Source organism: Jeotgalibacillus marinus, assembly GCF_040801915.1.
Taxonomy (GTDB): Bacteria; Bacillota; Bacilli; order Bacillales; family Jeotgalibacillaceae; genus Jeotgalibacillus; species Jeotgalibacillus marinus.
The window spans coordinates 132,483-146,113 of sequence record NZ_JBFMIA010000005.1 but is presented as its reverse complement, the minus strand read 5'-3'; the positions used below and the strand labels follow the sequence as shown (position 1 = coordinate 146,113).

Annotated in this window: 16 protein-coding genes; 15 read left to right on the top strand and 1 reads right to left on the bottom strand. The window is 36.4% G+C overall.

Annotated elements, in window-relative coordinates:
• The first annotated feature begins 153 nt into the window (after positions 1-153).
• The 3 genes from AB1471_RS08470 (at position 154) to AB1471_RS08460 (ending at position 2,320) form a co-directional block, all read left to right on the top strand.
• Positions 154-759 carry a YpjP family protein gene (locus AB1471_RS08470; RefSeq protein ID WP_367779316.1) on the top strand — a complete coding sequence of 202 codons (606 nt, stop codon included), beginning with the start codon at positions 154-156 and terminating at the stop codon, positions 757-759.
• A 92-nt stretch (positions 760-851) separates the two neighbouring features.
• Entirely contained in the window at positions 852-1,793 is a 942-nt protein-coding gene (locus AB1471_RS08465) for a thymidylate synthase (RefSeq protein WP_367779315.1), read from the top strand.
• A 14-nt stretch (positions 1,794-1,807) separates the two neighbouring features.
• Positions 1,808-2,320 carry a dihydrofolate reductase gene (locus AB1471_RS08460; protein WP_367779314.1) on the top strand — a complete coding sequence of 171 codons (513 nt, stop codon included), beginning with the start codon at positions 1,808-1,810 and terminating at the stop codon, positions 2,318-2,320.
• 91 nt (positions 2,321-2,411) lie between these two features.
• Here the strand turns inward: AB1471_RS08460 and trhA are convergent, their stop codons facing one another.
• Complete coding sequence (gene trhA / locus AB1471_RS08455) at positions 2,412-3,047, bottom strand: PAQR family membrane homeostasis protein TrhA (protein ID WP_367779313.1); 636 nt, start codon at positions 3,045-3,047, stop codon at positions 2,412-2,414.
• Between the two features lie 315 nt (positions 3,048-3,362).
• Here trhA and AB1471_RS08450 point away from each other — a divergent pair, with 315 nt between their 5' ends.
• The 12 genes from AB1471_RS08450 (at position 3,363) to AB1471_RS08395 (ending at position 13,521) form a co-directional block, all read left to right on the top strand.
• Positions 3,363-4,205 carry a DegV family protein gene (locus tag AB1471_RS08450; protein ID WP_367779312.1) on the top strand — a complete coding sequence of 281 codons (843 nt, stop codon included), beginning with the start codon at positions 3,363-3,365 and terminating at the stop codon, positions 4,203-4,205.
• 289 nt (positions 4,206-4,494) lie between these two features.
• Positions 4,495-5,286: an SGNH/GDSL hydrolase family protein gene (locus AB1471_RS08445; RefSeq protein WP_367779311.1), complete on the top strand. Its 792-nt coding sequence runs from the start codon at positions 4,495-4,497 to the stop codon at positions 5,284-5,286.
• 13 nt (positions 5,287-5,299) lie between these two features.
• On the top strand, positions 5,300-5,875 hold the full coding sequence (locus tag AB1471_RS08440) for a YpmS family protein (protein WP_367779310.1): 576 nt from the start codon (positions 5,300-5,302) through the stop codon (positions 5,873-5,875).
• A 17-nt stretch (positions 5,876-5,892) separates the two neighbouring features.
• Positions 5,893-6,450, top strand: a complete 558-nt coding sequence (gene msrA, locus AB1471_RS08435) for a peptide-methionine (S)-S-oxide reductase MsrA (RefSeq protein WP_367779309.1) — start codon at positions 5,893-5,895, stop codon at positions 6,448-6,450.
• A complete protein-coding gene (msrB, locus tag AB1471_RS08430; RefSeq protein ID WP_367779308.1) occupies positions 6,434-6,862 on the top strand; it encodes a peptide-methionine (R)-S-oxide reductase MsrB in 429 nt (142 codons plus the stop codon). Before msrA ends, msrB begins: the two co-directional genes overlap by 17 nt.
• 404 nt (positions 6,863-7,266) lie before the next feature.
• Entirely contained in the window at positions 7,267-7,500 is a 234-nt protein-coding gene (locus tag AB1471_RS08425; RefSeq protein ID WP_367779307.1) for a YozE family protein, read from the top strand.
• A gap of 64 nt (positions 7,501-7,564) precedes the next feature.
• The gene (locus AB1471_RS08420; protein ID WP_367779306.1) at positions 7,565-8,320 is read left to right on the top strand and encodes a sporulation protein; all 756 of its coding nucleotides are present in this window, start codon (positions 7,565-7,567) and stop codon (positions 8,318-8,320) included.
• Between the two features lie 83 nt (positions 8,321-8,403).
• A complete protein-coding gene (gene deoD / locus AB1471_RS08415; RefSeq protein WP_367779305.1) occupies positions 8,404-9,108 on the top strand; it encodes a purine-nucleoside phosphorylase in 705 nt (234 codons plus the stop codon).
• Positions 9,109-9,399: 291 nt separating this feature from the next.
• Positions 9,400-10,932, top strand: coding sequence for a S41 family peptidase (locus tag AB1471_RS08410; RefSeq protein WP_367779304.1), 1,533 nt, complete (start codon positions 9,400-9,402; stop codon positions 10,930-10,932).
• 171 nt (positions 10,933-11,103) lie between these two features.
• Positions 11,104-12,039 carry a CobW family GTP-binding protein gene (locus AB1471_RS08405; protein ID WP_367779303.1) on the top strand — a complete coding sequence of 312 codons (936 nt, stop codon included), beginning with the start codon at positions 11,104-11,106 and terminating at the stop codon, positions 12,037-12,039.
• Positions 12,040-12,041: 2 nt separating this feature from the next.
• Complete coding sequence (gene yoyC / locus AB1471_RS08400; protein WP_367779302.1) at positions 12,042-12,314, top strand: protein YoyC; 273 nt, start codon at positions 12,042-12,044, stop codon at positions 12,312-12,314.
• A 307-nt stretch (positions 12,315-12,621) separates the two neighbouring features.
• Positions 12,622-13,521: a CAP domain-containing protein gene (locus tag AB1471_RS08395; protein ID WP_367779301.1), complete on the top strand. Its 900-nt coding sequence runs from the start codon at positions 12,622-12,624 to the stop codon at positions 13,519-13,521.
• Positions 13,522-13,631: the final 110 nt, after the last annotated feature.

The window sequence follows — 13,631 nt, the reverse complement described above, 5'->3', positions numbered from 1 at the left end:
ACCCGCTGCCAATTAAAATACTTTCCATGGTGTTCCCTCCTTATCGTACATCGCTGAATTAAAAAACCTGGAGAAATAATGAAACCTTTAGCAAATTTCTTCGTATTCAAGTATAATGTATATAAGAGTAAAGAGACAAGGAGGGATTTGCCAATGATGCCAAACTGGATAAAGAATTCACTCGTTGTTCTTATTTCAATCATAACGTTTGGTTTGGTCACACCACAAGACTTGCTGGCAGATCGACCAAAAGACGACCACAAATTCGATAAATCCTTTTCATCGATCCAATCAGAACAAATTGAACACCATGCCGTTGTAGCTATTACGCCGAAACAACCAAAAGAAGAAGTCATTGACCAGCTTATGGATCAAGCAACCGTAATAACGGAAGAAAAAATTGGTGAACGACTTATGCCAAGAATCGAGCGGGAATTTCAAGACATTATTTTACCAAAAATGGAACAAGTCATTAGCGATTTAATGAATACATATCCTGATTCGAACCTTAACCATTTGGTTATATCGCCAGCAATTGGAAAGGGGGATGGGGAGCGTATCTTTCATATTATGGATGACAAGACTGGTGAAGATGTGATCTCTTTCCATGTACGTCGTGATCGACCACCATTAGAAGGGTACACATTTAATTTCCATTACCATACACAAAAAGATCGTTTTGAATCGCACAATATGCTTGCAAACATCTATTGGGGAAAAGATACACCAGCTAAATTTGGTTCGAAAATGGTTCATTAATTCTTACTCTTGTAGAATTTCCTACAAGAGTTTATTTTATGCTATAACAAACAGACGTATAATGAACGAGGATAGAAAGGAAGGTTTTCACTGTGCAGCAGTATTTAAATCTATTACAGAAGGTGTTAAAAGACGGAACAGAAAAAAGCGACCGGACAGGAACGGGTACGATCAGTTCATTTGGCCATCAAATGAAATTCGATTTATCTGAGGGCTTTCCGCTTGTTACGACAAAAAGGGTGCCTTTTCGTTTAATCGCTAGTGAACTGTTATGGTTTATAAAAGGCGACACTAATATAAAATATTTATTGCAACAAAATAATCATATCTGGGATGAATGGGCATTCCAAAATTGGGTTGAATCTGATTCTTATGATGGACCTGACATGACTGATTTTGGCTTACGCTCCCAAAAAGATGCTGAATTCAAAAAAATATACGACAAACAAATGGAACTCTTCAGAACGCTTATTTTAGAGGATGAACATTTCGCGAAAGAATTTGGGGAACTAGGTGATGTATACGGTAAGCAGTGGCGTGCTTGGAGTAAATCAACAGGTGAGACCATTGATCAATTAAAAGAAGTGATTCAATCGATAAAAAACAATCCTGACTCAAGAAGACATATTGTTAGTGCTTGGAATCCGGAAGACATTCCATCTATGGCATTGCCTCCTTGCCATACGTTATTTCAATTTTATGTAGCCGATGGCAAGCTTTCGTGTCAGCTATACCAGCGGAGTGGAGATTTATTCTTAGGTATTCCTTTTAACATTGCTAGTTATGCGTTGCTTACTCACATGGTTGCGAAAGAATGTAACCTTGAACCTGGTTCATTTATCCATACAATTGGAGATGCTCATATCTACTCTAATCATCTCAATCAAGTAAATGAGCAGTTAAGTCGTCAACCAAAAGAATTACCAACATTAAAACTTACAAATGAACAAGATGTATTTTCTACGCAGATGGAACACATTGAATTGATCAATTACAATCCACATCCATCTATTAAAGCCCCGGTAGCGGTATAAAGGAGTGTATTTAAGTGGTTTCAATTATTGTTGCACATGCAAATAATCGTGTGATTGGTTTTCAAGGAGATATGCCCTGGCATTTGCCTAATGATCTTGCTTATTTTAAAGAAAAAACAATTGGTAAGACATTGTTAATGGGCAGAAAAACATTTGAATCGATGAAGGGCCCACTCAAGGGACGAACAAATATTATATTAACCTCTCAAAAAGATTGGTCACACGAGGGGGTAATTGTTGTTCACTCATTGGAAGATGGTCTAAAAGCTTTAAAAGATAAAGGGGATGAAGAAACCTTTGTAATTGGTGGAGGTCACCTTTACGAAGCAGCGATCGATTATGTTGACCGATTGTATATTACAACAATTGATTTAGATACACAAGGGGACACAACATTTCCTGACTACGAAACAGATGAGTGGATAGAAGTATCTGCTATAAAAGGGGTTCGTAACGACAAAAATCCTTATGATCACACTTTTAAAGTCCTTGAACGACCAAATGATCACTCAAAAAATCTATTATAGAAAATTAAGAGCACAAAAAAACAGCTGATCAATATTGATTAGCTGTTTTTATATGTAGAGAAAATACTTTAGACTGATAGCGCTTTTGTATTTACGCATAAAACATTACACAAAAGTACATAAAGGCACTACCTGCAATAACAAAAAGATGCCAAATCGCATGATTATACGGAAGCTTCCTCCAAATGTAAAAAATAGCGCCGATAGAGTAAAACAATCCACCAGTTAATAGTAATGCGAACCCTGCTCCAGTCAACTCCTTGTATAGTGGTACAATCGCGATCAAAATCAACCAGCCCATTAACACATAAAAAAGCGTTGCGATAACCTGAAATCGGTCAACAAAATAACATTTAAATACGATACCAGCAACCGCAAGCCCCCAAACGATTCCGAAAATGGTCCAACCGAGTGCATCGCGAATCGTGACGAGCATGAAAGGGGTATATGTTCCTGCTATCAATAGATAAATAGCAGAATGGTCCATGATCGCAAAGAATTTTTTCAACTTTATACCTCGAACGCTATGGAGCAATGTCGAACAAAGAAATAGAAGAAGCATAGTGGAACCAAATATCGTAAAACTTACAACGTGCCATGCTGTTCCTTTATCAACTGCCACTAAAATTAAAAACACGAGTGCGGGTATGCTTAGGGCAAAACCTACGCCATGTGTGATGGCATTAGCTAGCTCTTCTTTCCAATCCTTATAATCAAAAGTCGTCATTAAATTATCTCCTTTACACGACATTTCAAAAAACAGAAAAATATTTTAATGAACCGAAAAATGAGTGTATTGAAATTCTTTATTTCACTATTGTATCCATTATAATTAAGTTGTGCAATTATTCATTTTTTTGAATTGAATGATTACGTTTTCATTGCGAATAGAAATTGAAATTGATAAAATTTAACAGGAAAAAACCGGAATAGCTTATATGACACTTGTCACATCTTACATAGTAGGAACAGATACTATTTGATACGCTATCCTTTCCTAGTATAATATTGAGTAGGAATTGGATGATAGGATGTGTTTACAATGGCCAAAATTAAAATCGTTACAGATTCGACAGTAGATTTAGCAGAAGATATTGTAAGAAAATATGATATTACAATTGTTCCGTTAACACTTTCAATTGATGGAGAAGTATTTATTGATCGATTGGAAATCTCACCGAAACAATTTATGGAAAAAATGGACAATGCGAAAGAATTACCAAAAAGTTCTCTTCCTTCTGTAGGTGCATTTAAGGAAGTGTATGATGAGCTTGGACAAGATGGCAGTGAAATTATTTCCATTCACGTGACAGGTAACATGAGTGGAACTGTAGGCTCTGCTGAAAGTGCAATGAATTTGACATCAGCTGAAGTGACTGTCATAGATTCTCGCTTTATTTCAAAAGCTTTATCCTTCCAGGTTGTTGAAGCTGCAAAAATGGCACAGGCGGGGGCAACGAAAGACGAGATTGTTTCTCGAATAGCAGAAATTCGAAAAGATACACACTTATTTATTGTGGTTGATACGCTCGAAAACCTTGTGAAGGGTGGACGAATTGGTAAAGGGCGTGCAATGATCGGTTCGTTATTAAATATCAAACCGATTGCGTCACTTGCAAACGGTGAATATACACCTGTATCAAAAGCACGAAATCACTCGCAAGTTATCAAGTATTTAACGAAACAATTTATGAATGATGTTAAAGGACGAACGATCAAAGGTGTTGGCATTGTTCATGCAGATGGTTTAGCTCTTGCACAGTCTGTGAAAGATAAAATCATGCAAGAATCAGGTTTTCAAGATATTACAATTGAAGAAACAACACCAATTATCTCCACGCACACAGGAAAAGGTGCAATTTCTATTATGTATTACGTTGAATAACAAAAGCGTAAACAGGCGTTTAGCTCCGATCGACGTAAGACGATCAACACAAGTAGCCGCTTATGGTTTGGTTGGGTGATTAGACCTTAGAAGGACTAGCAACACAGAGCTGGATGACTTCACAATTTATATAACAAAAATAAAGACCTTCGCTGATCTTACCTATGCGAAGGATTTTTATTTTCTCCATTGAGGCATTGAAATTTGTTTGATAAGCCCTAATAGGTTTTATCAAGCACCTCAAGTGATATAATAGCAGTATAGCAAGTGAAAGAAGGTGGAGAATGTGATGAAGACTTGGAAAAACATCGGATTGGTGATTGTATCATCAATTGTCCTAGCATCTTGCACATTGCCAACCGCCGGAGAACATGAACAAGTTAAACGTGAGATTTATTTGGAAAACAAGCCACTTCCAGATAAAACATTTATTCCAATGGATGTGAATGTTGTTTCGGTCGGAGACTCACTTACAGAAGGAGTTGGCGATAGCACAGGACTTGGTGGGTATGTACCATTATTGGAAGTTAAATTAGAAGAAAATGATTTAATTAGTGATGTTTCCATCATGAATTATGGAAAGAAAGGAAATCGTTCAGATCAGTTGTTAAAAAGAATGAAAGAGGATAACGAGATCCGAATGTCATTGCAAAGCGCGGATTCGGTCATTGTAACAATTGGAGGAAATGATGTGATGCAAGTGTTTCGTTCAAACTTTCCTTCACTTACCTACGATGTTTTTTCAACAGCACTTGTCCAATACGAAGAGCAGTTGACGAATGTTTTTAGTATCATTCGATCTTTGAATCCACAAGCATCCATTGTGCTTTTGGGCATTTACAATCCTTTTGCTGATATTCAAGAGATGAGTATGATCATTGAAGAATGGAACACAGTTTCCCGAAAAATTACATCACAATGGGAAAATACAGCATTTATAGAAGTTGAGGATATTTTTAGAGAATCAGATCAAAATTTACTACACACAGATTATTTTCATCCGAATGATAGGGGATATTTACTTATTGCCAATCGTATTAAAGAAGGAATGTTACCAGTTTTGATCGATTCACAGGAATAGAAAGAGGTAGATTATGAAAAACAAATGGAAAGTTGCATTCTGGGGATTGCTAAGCTTTATTATGTTTTTAATTCTTTTTATTTTGTTTCAATTGTTTCAACCAGTCGATGAGCAACCTGTTGAGCTCTCTCCATCGCTCGTACCAGAGGTTGAAGCGGAATTTACTGTAGAAACCACAAGGGAAGATTTAACGATCGTGGTCAATCGCTTTATTGAAGAAGAACTTAATGATTCAATTAATTATTCAGTTTTATTTGAAGATCAAGTGTCTTTAAATGGGTCAATACCTGTATTCAGTACCGAAATTGATTTCCAGATGACATTTGATTCCCAAGCTTTGGAAAACGGTGATTTATTGTTAACACAACAAAGTCTTTTTCTTGGTGCAATGGAGATGCCGGTAGCGAATATTTTGAAATTTATAGAGAAATCTTATGAATTTCCAGAATGGGTTGAAATCCAACCAAATGAACAGCAAATTATTGTACAAGTGTCAGAAATTAATGTTGCTTCAGGGTTGAGTGTGAAAACGAATCATTTTAACTTACGGGAGAATGACATTTCCTTTTCCGTTTATGTACCACAATAAGCTAGGAGGAACTTTTTATGAATCAATCAGAGCATAAAGTTGCAACATTTGCAGGTGGATGTTTCTGGTGTATGGTAAAGCCATTTGATCAGCAACCAGGTATCATAAGCGTGATTTCAGGATACACAGGTGGTCAAACGGAAAACCCTACATATCAAGAAGTTTGCAGTGAAACAACCGGTCATCGAGAAGCCGTTCAAATCGAATTTGACCCGACACTTTTTTCATATGAAAAGTTGCTGGCGTTGTTTTGGAATCAGATTGATCCAACAGATGCTGGAGGTCAATTTTTTGATCGAGGTGAATCGTATAAAACAGCGATTTATTATCATGATCAGGAGCAAAAGGAGATCGCTTTAGCTTCTAAAAAAAAGATAGATGGCAGCAATCGTTTTAATGCACCAATTGTAACTGATATTTTAGAAGCAAAACCTTTTTACCCTGCTGAAACTGAACATCAAGACTATTATAAAAAACATCCATTGCGCTACAATGCTTATCAAAAGGGGTCAGGTAGAGCAGCTTTTATTAAACGCAATGAATTAGGGGGATACAAACATGACGAAAAATTTTGATACCAGCAAGCTAACAAAAATGCAGTACCATGTGACCCAAAGTAACGGAACAGAACCTCCTTTCAAAAATGAATACTGGGATGAATTTGGCGATGGGATCTATGTGGATATTATCTCTGGAAAACCACTTTTTAGTTCAACGGATAAATATGATGCAGGGTGTGGATGGCCAAGTTTTACAAAACCGATCGTCGATGTAGAAGTGCTTGAAAAATCTGATACTAGTCATTTTATGGTTAGAACAGAAGTTAGAAGCAAAACGTCTGATTCACATTTAGGTCATGTGTTTAATGATGGACCGGGCCAAGATGGATTACGTTACTGTATCAACTCTGCTGCTCTTAAGTTTGTTCCAAAAGAGCAGCTTGATAAAGAAGGGTATGCCGTCTATCAAAAATTATTTAATGTGTAGTGGTTCTTGGCAGGTGACTATGAACGTCTCTGCAAAATAATAAAAGCCGTTTAATCAATGCGTTGATTGGACTAACCTCCAATAACGAGAAACTTAAAACACCTTCGTAAGTGGTACAATGGAAAAAAGTACCGAAAGTGAAGGTGTTTTTCTAATGGGGAAAAATCGAATATTCGATTGTATTTGAGTAGAATTAAAAATAATATGTAGGTTAAAAAGATACACTGTGTGTTACAATTGGCTCAATATGACTACTTTTTATTGGATTAGCGTTGTTAAATAATAAATATAGGTATTTACTAGTTCCGGATTTTGATTATTGTTTAAAAAATAAAAGAGTAATTTTTTTCAGAAGTGTATTCGGATAAAGAAATAACCCTCGTAATATTGGAAGGAGTAAAATTATGAATCGTTCATTTTATCATTTTATTATGAAATATAGAGAACCAGTGGAAAAGACGAAAGAAGGTATTTTTGCAAATACGATGTATAATGATCTTGATTTCCCAAAGATGTCAGAAGATTACAATGAAGTTAGTGATTATATCGAATTAACAGAGATCTACAATGACAAAGTAGCGGTATTTGATGAACTTTGGGAGGAATACCGGATAATCATCAAAAAAGAACTTATTTAGAGAGCCTTTCTGGAAACGACTTAGTAGCAACTCCAAATGAAGAACTAAAGGAGGGAACGTTTATATGTCATTTTTTAATAAAGCATTAGCATCATTAGGAATAGGTGCGACAAAAGTGAATACTAGACTTTCCAGATCAACCTTTAATGCAGGGGAGACAGTCGATGGTGTTGTTATAATTAAGGGTGGAAACGTTGAACAATCAGTCGATACGATTTATTTAACTCTCTTCACTAATTACTCAAGAACATCAAATGATCGAACCTATGAGGACCATGCGATAATTAAACACATCAAGGTCGCAGAACCATTTGTGGTAATGCAAGATGAAATTATTGAAGTGGAGTTTTCTTTCATTTTACCTCTTAACTCACCTGTAACAACTGGTCAGACAGCTGTGTGGGTTAAAACAGCAGTAGACATTAAAAATGCAGTTGATCCAAGTGATGAAGACTCCTTAACCATAGGCCCATCACCGTTTATGAGTGAAATTCTTGATTGCATTACTTCGCTTGGGTTTTCAATTAGGACTGCACATTGTTTTGAAGCCCCGAACCGTTTCCGAAGTAAGCAAGCTTTTATACAAGAGTTTGAATTTGAACCTTTGTCAGGGGGATTCGAAGGAAAACTGGATGAACTTGAAGTGATTTTCTTTGCTGAAAATGATGAATCCTATGAATTGTTAATTGAAGTTGATCGAAAGTCTAGTGCAAATGATCGATTTGATTCTGATGAATCCATCGTGCGGATGAGGGTGAGAAAAAGTGAAATTGCTGAATTCTCTCTTCGATTTAAGCAAACAATAGAACAGTACTCCTGATATAGACTTCATTGGGTTGATATCAAGAATAAAAAAGAGTACAATAGGAAAGCTAAAAAGCATTTTAGGGAGGAAAATAGCACATGAGTATACATATTGGTGCAAAAAAAGGCGATATTGCTGAAACTGTATTACTACCAGGAGACCCATTACGTGCGAAATATATTGCAGAAACGTTTTTGGAAGATGTAACTTGCTATAATGAAGTTCGTAACATGTTTGGCTACACAGGTACTTACAAAGGAAAGCGTATTTCTGTTCAAGGTCATGGTATGGGTATGCCATCCATGTCGATCTATGCAAATGAGTTAATGGCAGAGTATGGTGTACAAAACTTAATTCGTGTTGGAACTTGTGGAGCGATTCAACAAGACGTAAAAGTTCGCGATGTGATTATTGCGATGACAGCATCAACAGATTCAAATATGAATCAACGTACATTTAACGGAATAGATTTTGCGCCTGCTGCAAACTTTAACCTTTTAAGAAACGTTTATGATATAGGTGTTGAAAAAGGTTTAAACTTTAAAGTAGGAAATGTGTTGACTGTAGACAGTTTCTATGATGACAACGCTGAACATGAAAAATGGGCGAAATACGGCATTCTAGCACTTGAAATGGAAACAGCTGCTTTATACACACTAGCTGCTAAATATGGTCGAAATGCACTATCAATTTTAACAGTAAGTGACCATATCGTAACTGGTGAAGAAACATCTTCTGAAGAACGTCAACTTACATTCAACGATATGATCGTTGTTGCACTAGACGTAGCAATCGCACAGTAGGTACAAAAGCGGAAGCAGATCGTTCAGCTCGGACAAGCATAAGATGTGATGTGGAAGTAGGTGATCTTTGTCTACTTTGAATGGTGACTTATGACTTCGAGGAGCCATCCGCTGTAGGTGATTTATTTCCCTTCGAATTTTAAAGGTTGGCTATGTTAATAGCCAACCTCTTTTTTTTACATAACGAGATTCAATTCTAATATCTTTTACTTGTCTATAAAAACTGATAAGATAGAAAATAGTTATTTTGAAAAATTTAATTGAAACGTTGAACTAGAAAGTGGTGAATCCATGGAAAAAGATCCAAATGGTCAAGACCAACATGGTCAGGAGCAGGAAATTGAAGAGGACAAAGAAACGTTACTAAAGTATGTCAATATCAAGAAATTTCATTTTGTCATGCTTCTTTTCTTAACCGTTTTGGCAACAGCGGGTGTATCCATTTTCGCATTGTCATTTGGGGATGAGAAAACTGTAAAGGTAGGGGTAGTACCTGAACGAACTGAATTTACTAAGCTATACGAGGCATATGACAAAATAAACGCAGATTACTTTTCGGACATTGAAGGAAGTGATCTGGTGGATGGAGCCATTAACGGTATGATCGATGCTTTAGATGATCCATATTCCGACTATATGAACCAAGAGGAAGCATCTCAATTTAACGAAAATATTTCCTCTAGCTTTCAAGGCATAGGAGCAGAGATTCAATCGTTAGATGATTTTATTACGGTTGTATCTCCAATTAAGGGTTCTCCAGCTGAACGTTCGGGCATTTTACCGAATGATAAAATTTTAGCGGTTGATGAAGAGAACATTCAAGGTATGAGTGCAAACGAAGCAGTACTTTTAATTCGTGGAGAAAAAGGTACTGATGTTACATTAACGATTCAACGTGATGGTATGCAAGACACAATAAATATCAAGATTACGCGTGATGATATTCCAATTGATACTGTCTACTATGAAATGGATGACAATAAAATCGCTACTGTTCAACTAACAAGCTTTTCTGAACACACGTTGGATGAGTTAACAACAGCTCTCGATGATCTTCAATCACAAGGTATGGAAGCGATGATTTTAGATATGCGTCAAAATCCAGGCGGGCTTTTAGATCAGGCAATTGAAATTGCAGATTTATTTGTGCCCAAAGGTGAAAAAATCGTTCAACTCGAGGGGAAAAGTGGAGAAAAACAAATTATCACAGCTCAAGCAGGTGATAAGATCGATATACCTGTAGCTGTTTTGATTGACGAAGGTAGCGCAAGTGCTTCAGAAATTGTTGCTGCTGCTATTAGTGAAACAACAGATATTCCTCTTATTGGGCAAACTACATTTGGTAAAGGAACTGTGCAAACAGCAGAAGAGTTTAGTGATCAATCTAATTTGAAGATGACAACTGGTCGATGGTTGACACCAAATGATAATTGGGTTAATGAAGATGGAATCGTGCCCGATAAAGAAATAAGCTTACCAGATTATGCATTTTTGCCATTCTTAGATGTAGAAATTGCGTTAGAAGAATCAATGTTATCCGAGCAGGTTAGAATTGCACAGCAAATGTTGCAAGCAGTTGGATTCGATCCAGGAAATGTTGATGGGTTTTTTGATACAGATACTAAGGAAGCAGTTGAAGAATTTCAACAAGATAAAGAGCTTGAAGTAACAGGCGTGATAGATGAGGGAACAGCAGCTGCAATCATGTTAGCGTTACGCGATAAATTAGAACAAAATGATCCACAAGTAGAAGCAGCTGTAGATTATCTTCTTAAAGAAACAGGGATAGAGGAAACAACTGAAAGTGAAGAAGATGCAGCATAGTTGTAAGGTGGATTGATTTCAGACTTTGGCTTTTATGTACACTGGAAGAAACAGGAGAGAAAGCTAGCGCAATTACGGCGCTAGCTTTCTCGCGTATAATGGAATATAAATTAAAAGCGATGGTATAGTAAACGAATTAGTCTAGAATGTACACTTAGGAGTGAATGAGATATGAATAAGAAGTCAAAAAAAGATGTCTATATTTTATCTGGATTTCTAGGTAGTGGAAAAACAAGTTTGTTAAAGCAAATGATTCGGATGCATAAGGCAGCAGGAAAAGTACCTGCTGTATTGATGAATGAACTGGGCAACGTATCAATTGATTCCTCTGAAGTCGATCAAGATTTGCCTCTTGCTGAATTATTAGATGGTTGTATATGTTGTACGATACAAGACAAACTCGAAGCACAGCTACAAGAATTACTGTGGAATGAAGAGTTTGACACGTTGCTAATTGAAACAACAGGTGCTGCTCACCCAGTTGAAGTAGTCGATGCGATGATGTCGCCTCTTTTTGCAGAACATTTGGAATTTAAAGGGATATTAACAGTGGTTGATGCGATGCAATGGGTTAGAAGGCAGGAATTATCTCCTCAAGTACTGCAATTATACCGTGAACAAATAAGACACGCCGGAGTTGTATTGTTAAATAAAGTGGATCTACTGAAAGAAATGGAGCAATCAACTGCCGTCAGTGAACTACAAGGTATCAACAAACATGCTCGTATTATCATGACCAATTACGCTAACATTTCGGAGAATGTACTTGAGCAAATTTCGAACTTTAACCAAACTGAGCATGATCGAGTTCGAATTCAACACGAACTATCTATGCAGGCAATTGTTTACACATTTAATGGAGTAATCGAGCAAGAAGCATTTGAAAACTGGATGCGTGCACTGCCATCCACTGTTTACCGAATGAAAGGGTATGTTCCATTTAGTCATGAAAAATACCCCATGCTTTTTCACTATTCATTTGGAATGCCTGTTTATTTACCAGAGGACATGAATATGCCGAAAAATCTTGTCATTATTGGTGAAGGCATTTCAAAAGAAACGATCTCACATGACTTGAAAAGATTAGAGCAGTTAAAGGAAGTGTAACAATGAAGTTAACAGCACTAAACCTATTGGAATCATACAAGAATTTATGGAGTGAGCGCACTTTACCATCTGAGCTTTCAGCTGAAGAAACACTTCATCAAGTGATTAAAAGAGAGTTATTAGATGAATTAACACATCCAAGGCTACGAAAATCCCAAAATGAAAAGTATTATCTTGCTGTCGAGAGAATTGTCCAGTCTTCACTTGAGTTAGCGCATAAGGTTGAACTTATTAAACGTTATACGCAAATTCATAGCTCCATTGAGGGAGAATGACTCGTCATACCACTGTCATAATTGTAAAAGATCTTCATTACTAAAAACTTGTCAATACTAAAATAGCGTTAATAATTATAAGAAGTGCACGAGATCCACCAAATTTAACATGTTTATCCTATATAAGAACATAAAAGGCAAACCTATTAAATCAATAGGTTTGCCTTTTATGTTAAGTAAATCACAAAATCTTTTTGTGTAAGAAATAAAGATTGTATGATTGCCAATTTCGACCACGATTATGACAAAAAAAGAATGATAGGATGAAGGTATAGAAAAGACAACAACAAAGGAGCAAGTAAACATCATGAAAGGTAAATTACTAATTGTTTTAGGAACTGCAGCAACCGCACTTCTAGTCTCGCCAACTCCAACTCCTGATTTTCAAACACAGAATCAAAAGCAGGAAGACATAGAATTGGGCACTCAAACCCTTGATCTGAAGAATCCACTAGAAGACTATAAAGTTAATTGGTTGGAACTTTCACCCCAATTAAATAAATGGGACATCGATCGTTCTTCATTAAAAGAAAATCAAGATCAAGAAACGTCAAAAACACAACAAACACCAAAACAACAGAAAACAATATTACAACAAGAAGCACCAGTACATCAGGAAACACCAGCACCAGCATCACAACAAGAAACACCAAAACAACAAGAACAACCAAAACAACAAGCACCTGAACAAAAAGAAGAGCAACCTGTTGAGACACAGGAAGTAGAAACACCTCAAGTAGAGAATCCTAAAGCACAAAAAGTCGCTCAGTCATCAACTGAACAAGAAGTAGCACCTAAGGAATCAACTCAACAAGATGATGCAACAAATGTATCAAGCTTTGAACAACAAGTGGTTGAATTAACAAATGTTGAAAGAAACAAAGAAGGTTTAGATGCACTTCAACTTGATACACAATTAAGTAATGTAGCAAAAGACAAATCGAAAGATATGCAACAAAATCAATATTTCGATCATACTAGTCCAACATACGGTTCCCCTTTTGATATGATGAAAGCATACGGAGTAAACTATAGAAGCGCTGGAGAAAACATTGCTATGGGACAACGTTCACCAGAAGAAGTTGTTCAAGCATGGATGAACAGTGAAGGACACCGTAAAAACATCATGAGTTCATCGTACACTCATATTGGTATCGGTCATATTGAAGAAGGAAACTACTGGACACAAATGTTCATTGAGAAATAAATTAACCAAAAGAAGCTAGTCGCAAATGCGAGTAGCTTCTTTTTTAACTTGCTTTTTTCTTTTTAATAGGCTCTTTTCATAAGGTTGTTGTTTTTAAATAAGATAAGGAT

Coding starts and splice junctions, on each gene's coding strand:
- AB1471_RS08470 (WP_367779316.1), top strand. CDS start 154: ATGATGCCAAACTGGATAAAGAATTCACTCGTTGTTCTTATTTCAATC.
- trhA (WP_367779313.1), bottom strand. CDS start 3,047: ATGACGACTTTTGATTATAAGGATTGGAAAGAAGAGCTAGCTAATGCC.
- AB1471_RS08450 (WP_367779312.1), top strand. CDS start 3,363: ATGGCCAAAATTAAAATCGTTACAGATTCGACAGTAGATTTAGCAGAA.
- AB1471_RS08445 (WP_367779311.1), top strand. CDS start 4,495: ATGAAGACTTGGAAAAACATCGGATTGGTGATTGTATCATCAATTGTC.
- AB1471_RS08440 (WP_367779310.1), top strand. CDS start 5,300: ATGAAAAACAAATGGAAAGTTGCATTCTGGGGATTGCTAAGCTTTATT.
- msrA (WP_367779309.1), top strand. CDS start 5,893: ATGAATCAATCAGAGCATAAAGTTGCAACATTTGCAGGTGGATGTTTC.
- msrB (WP_367779308.1), top strand. CDS start 6,434: ATGACGAAAAATTTTGATACCAGCAAGCTAACAAAAATGCAGTACCAT.
- AB1471_RS08425 (WP_367779307.1), top strand. CDS start 7,267: ATGAATCGTTCATTTTATCATTTTATTATGAAATATAGAGAACCAGTG.
- AB1471_RS08420 (WP_367779306.1), top strand. CDS start 7,565: ATGTCATTTTTTAATAAAGCATTAGCATCATTAGGAATAGGTGCGACA.
- deoD (WP_367779305.1), top strand. CDS start 8,404: ATGAGTATACATATTGGTGCAAAAAAAGGCGATATTGCTGAAACTGTA.
- AB1471_RS08410 (WP_367779304.1), top strand. CDS start 9,400: ATGGAAAAAGATCCAAATGGTCAAGACCAACATGGTCAGGAGCAGGAA.
- AB1471_RS08405 (WP_367779303.1), top strand. CDS start 11,104: ATGAATAAGAAGTCAAAAAAAGATGTCTATATTTTATCTGGATTTCTA.
- yoyC (WP_367779302.1), top strand. CDS start 12,042: ATGAAGTTAACAGCACTAAACCTATTGGAATCATACAAGAATTTATGG.
- AB1471_RS08395 (WP_367779301.1), top strand. CDS start 12,622: ATGAAAGGTAAATTACTAATTGTTTTAGGAACTGCAGCAACCGCACTT.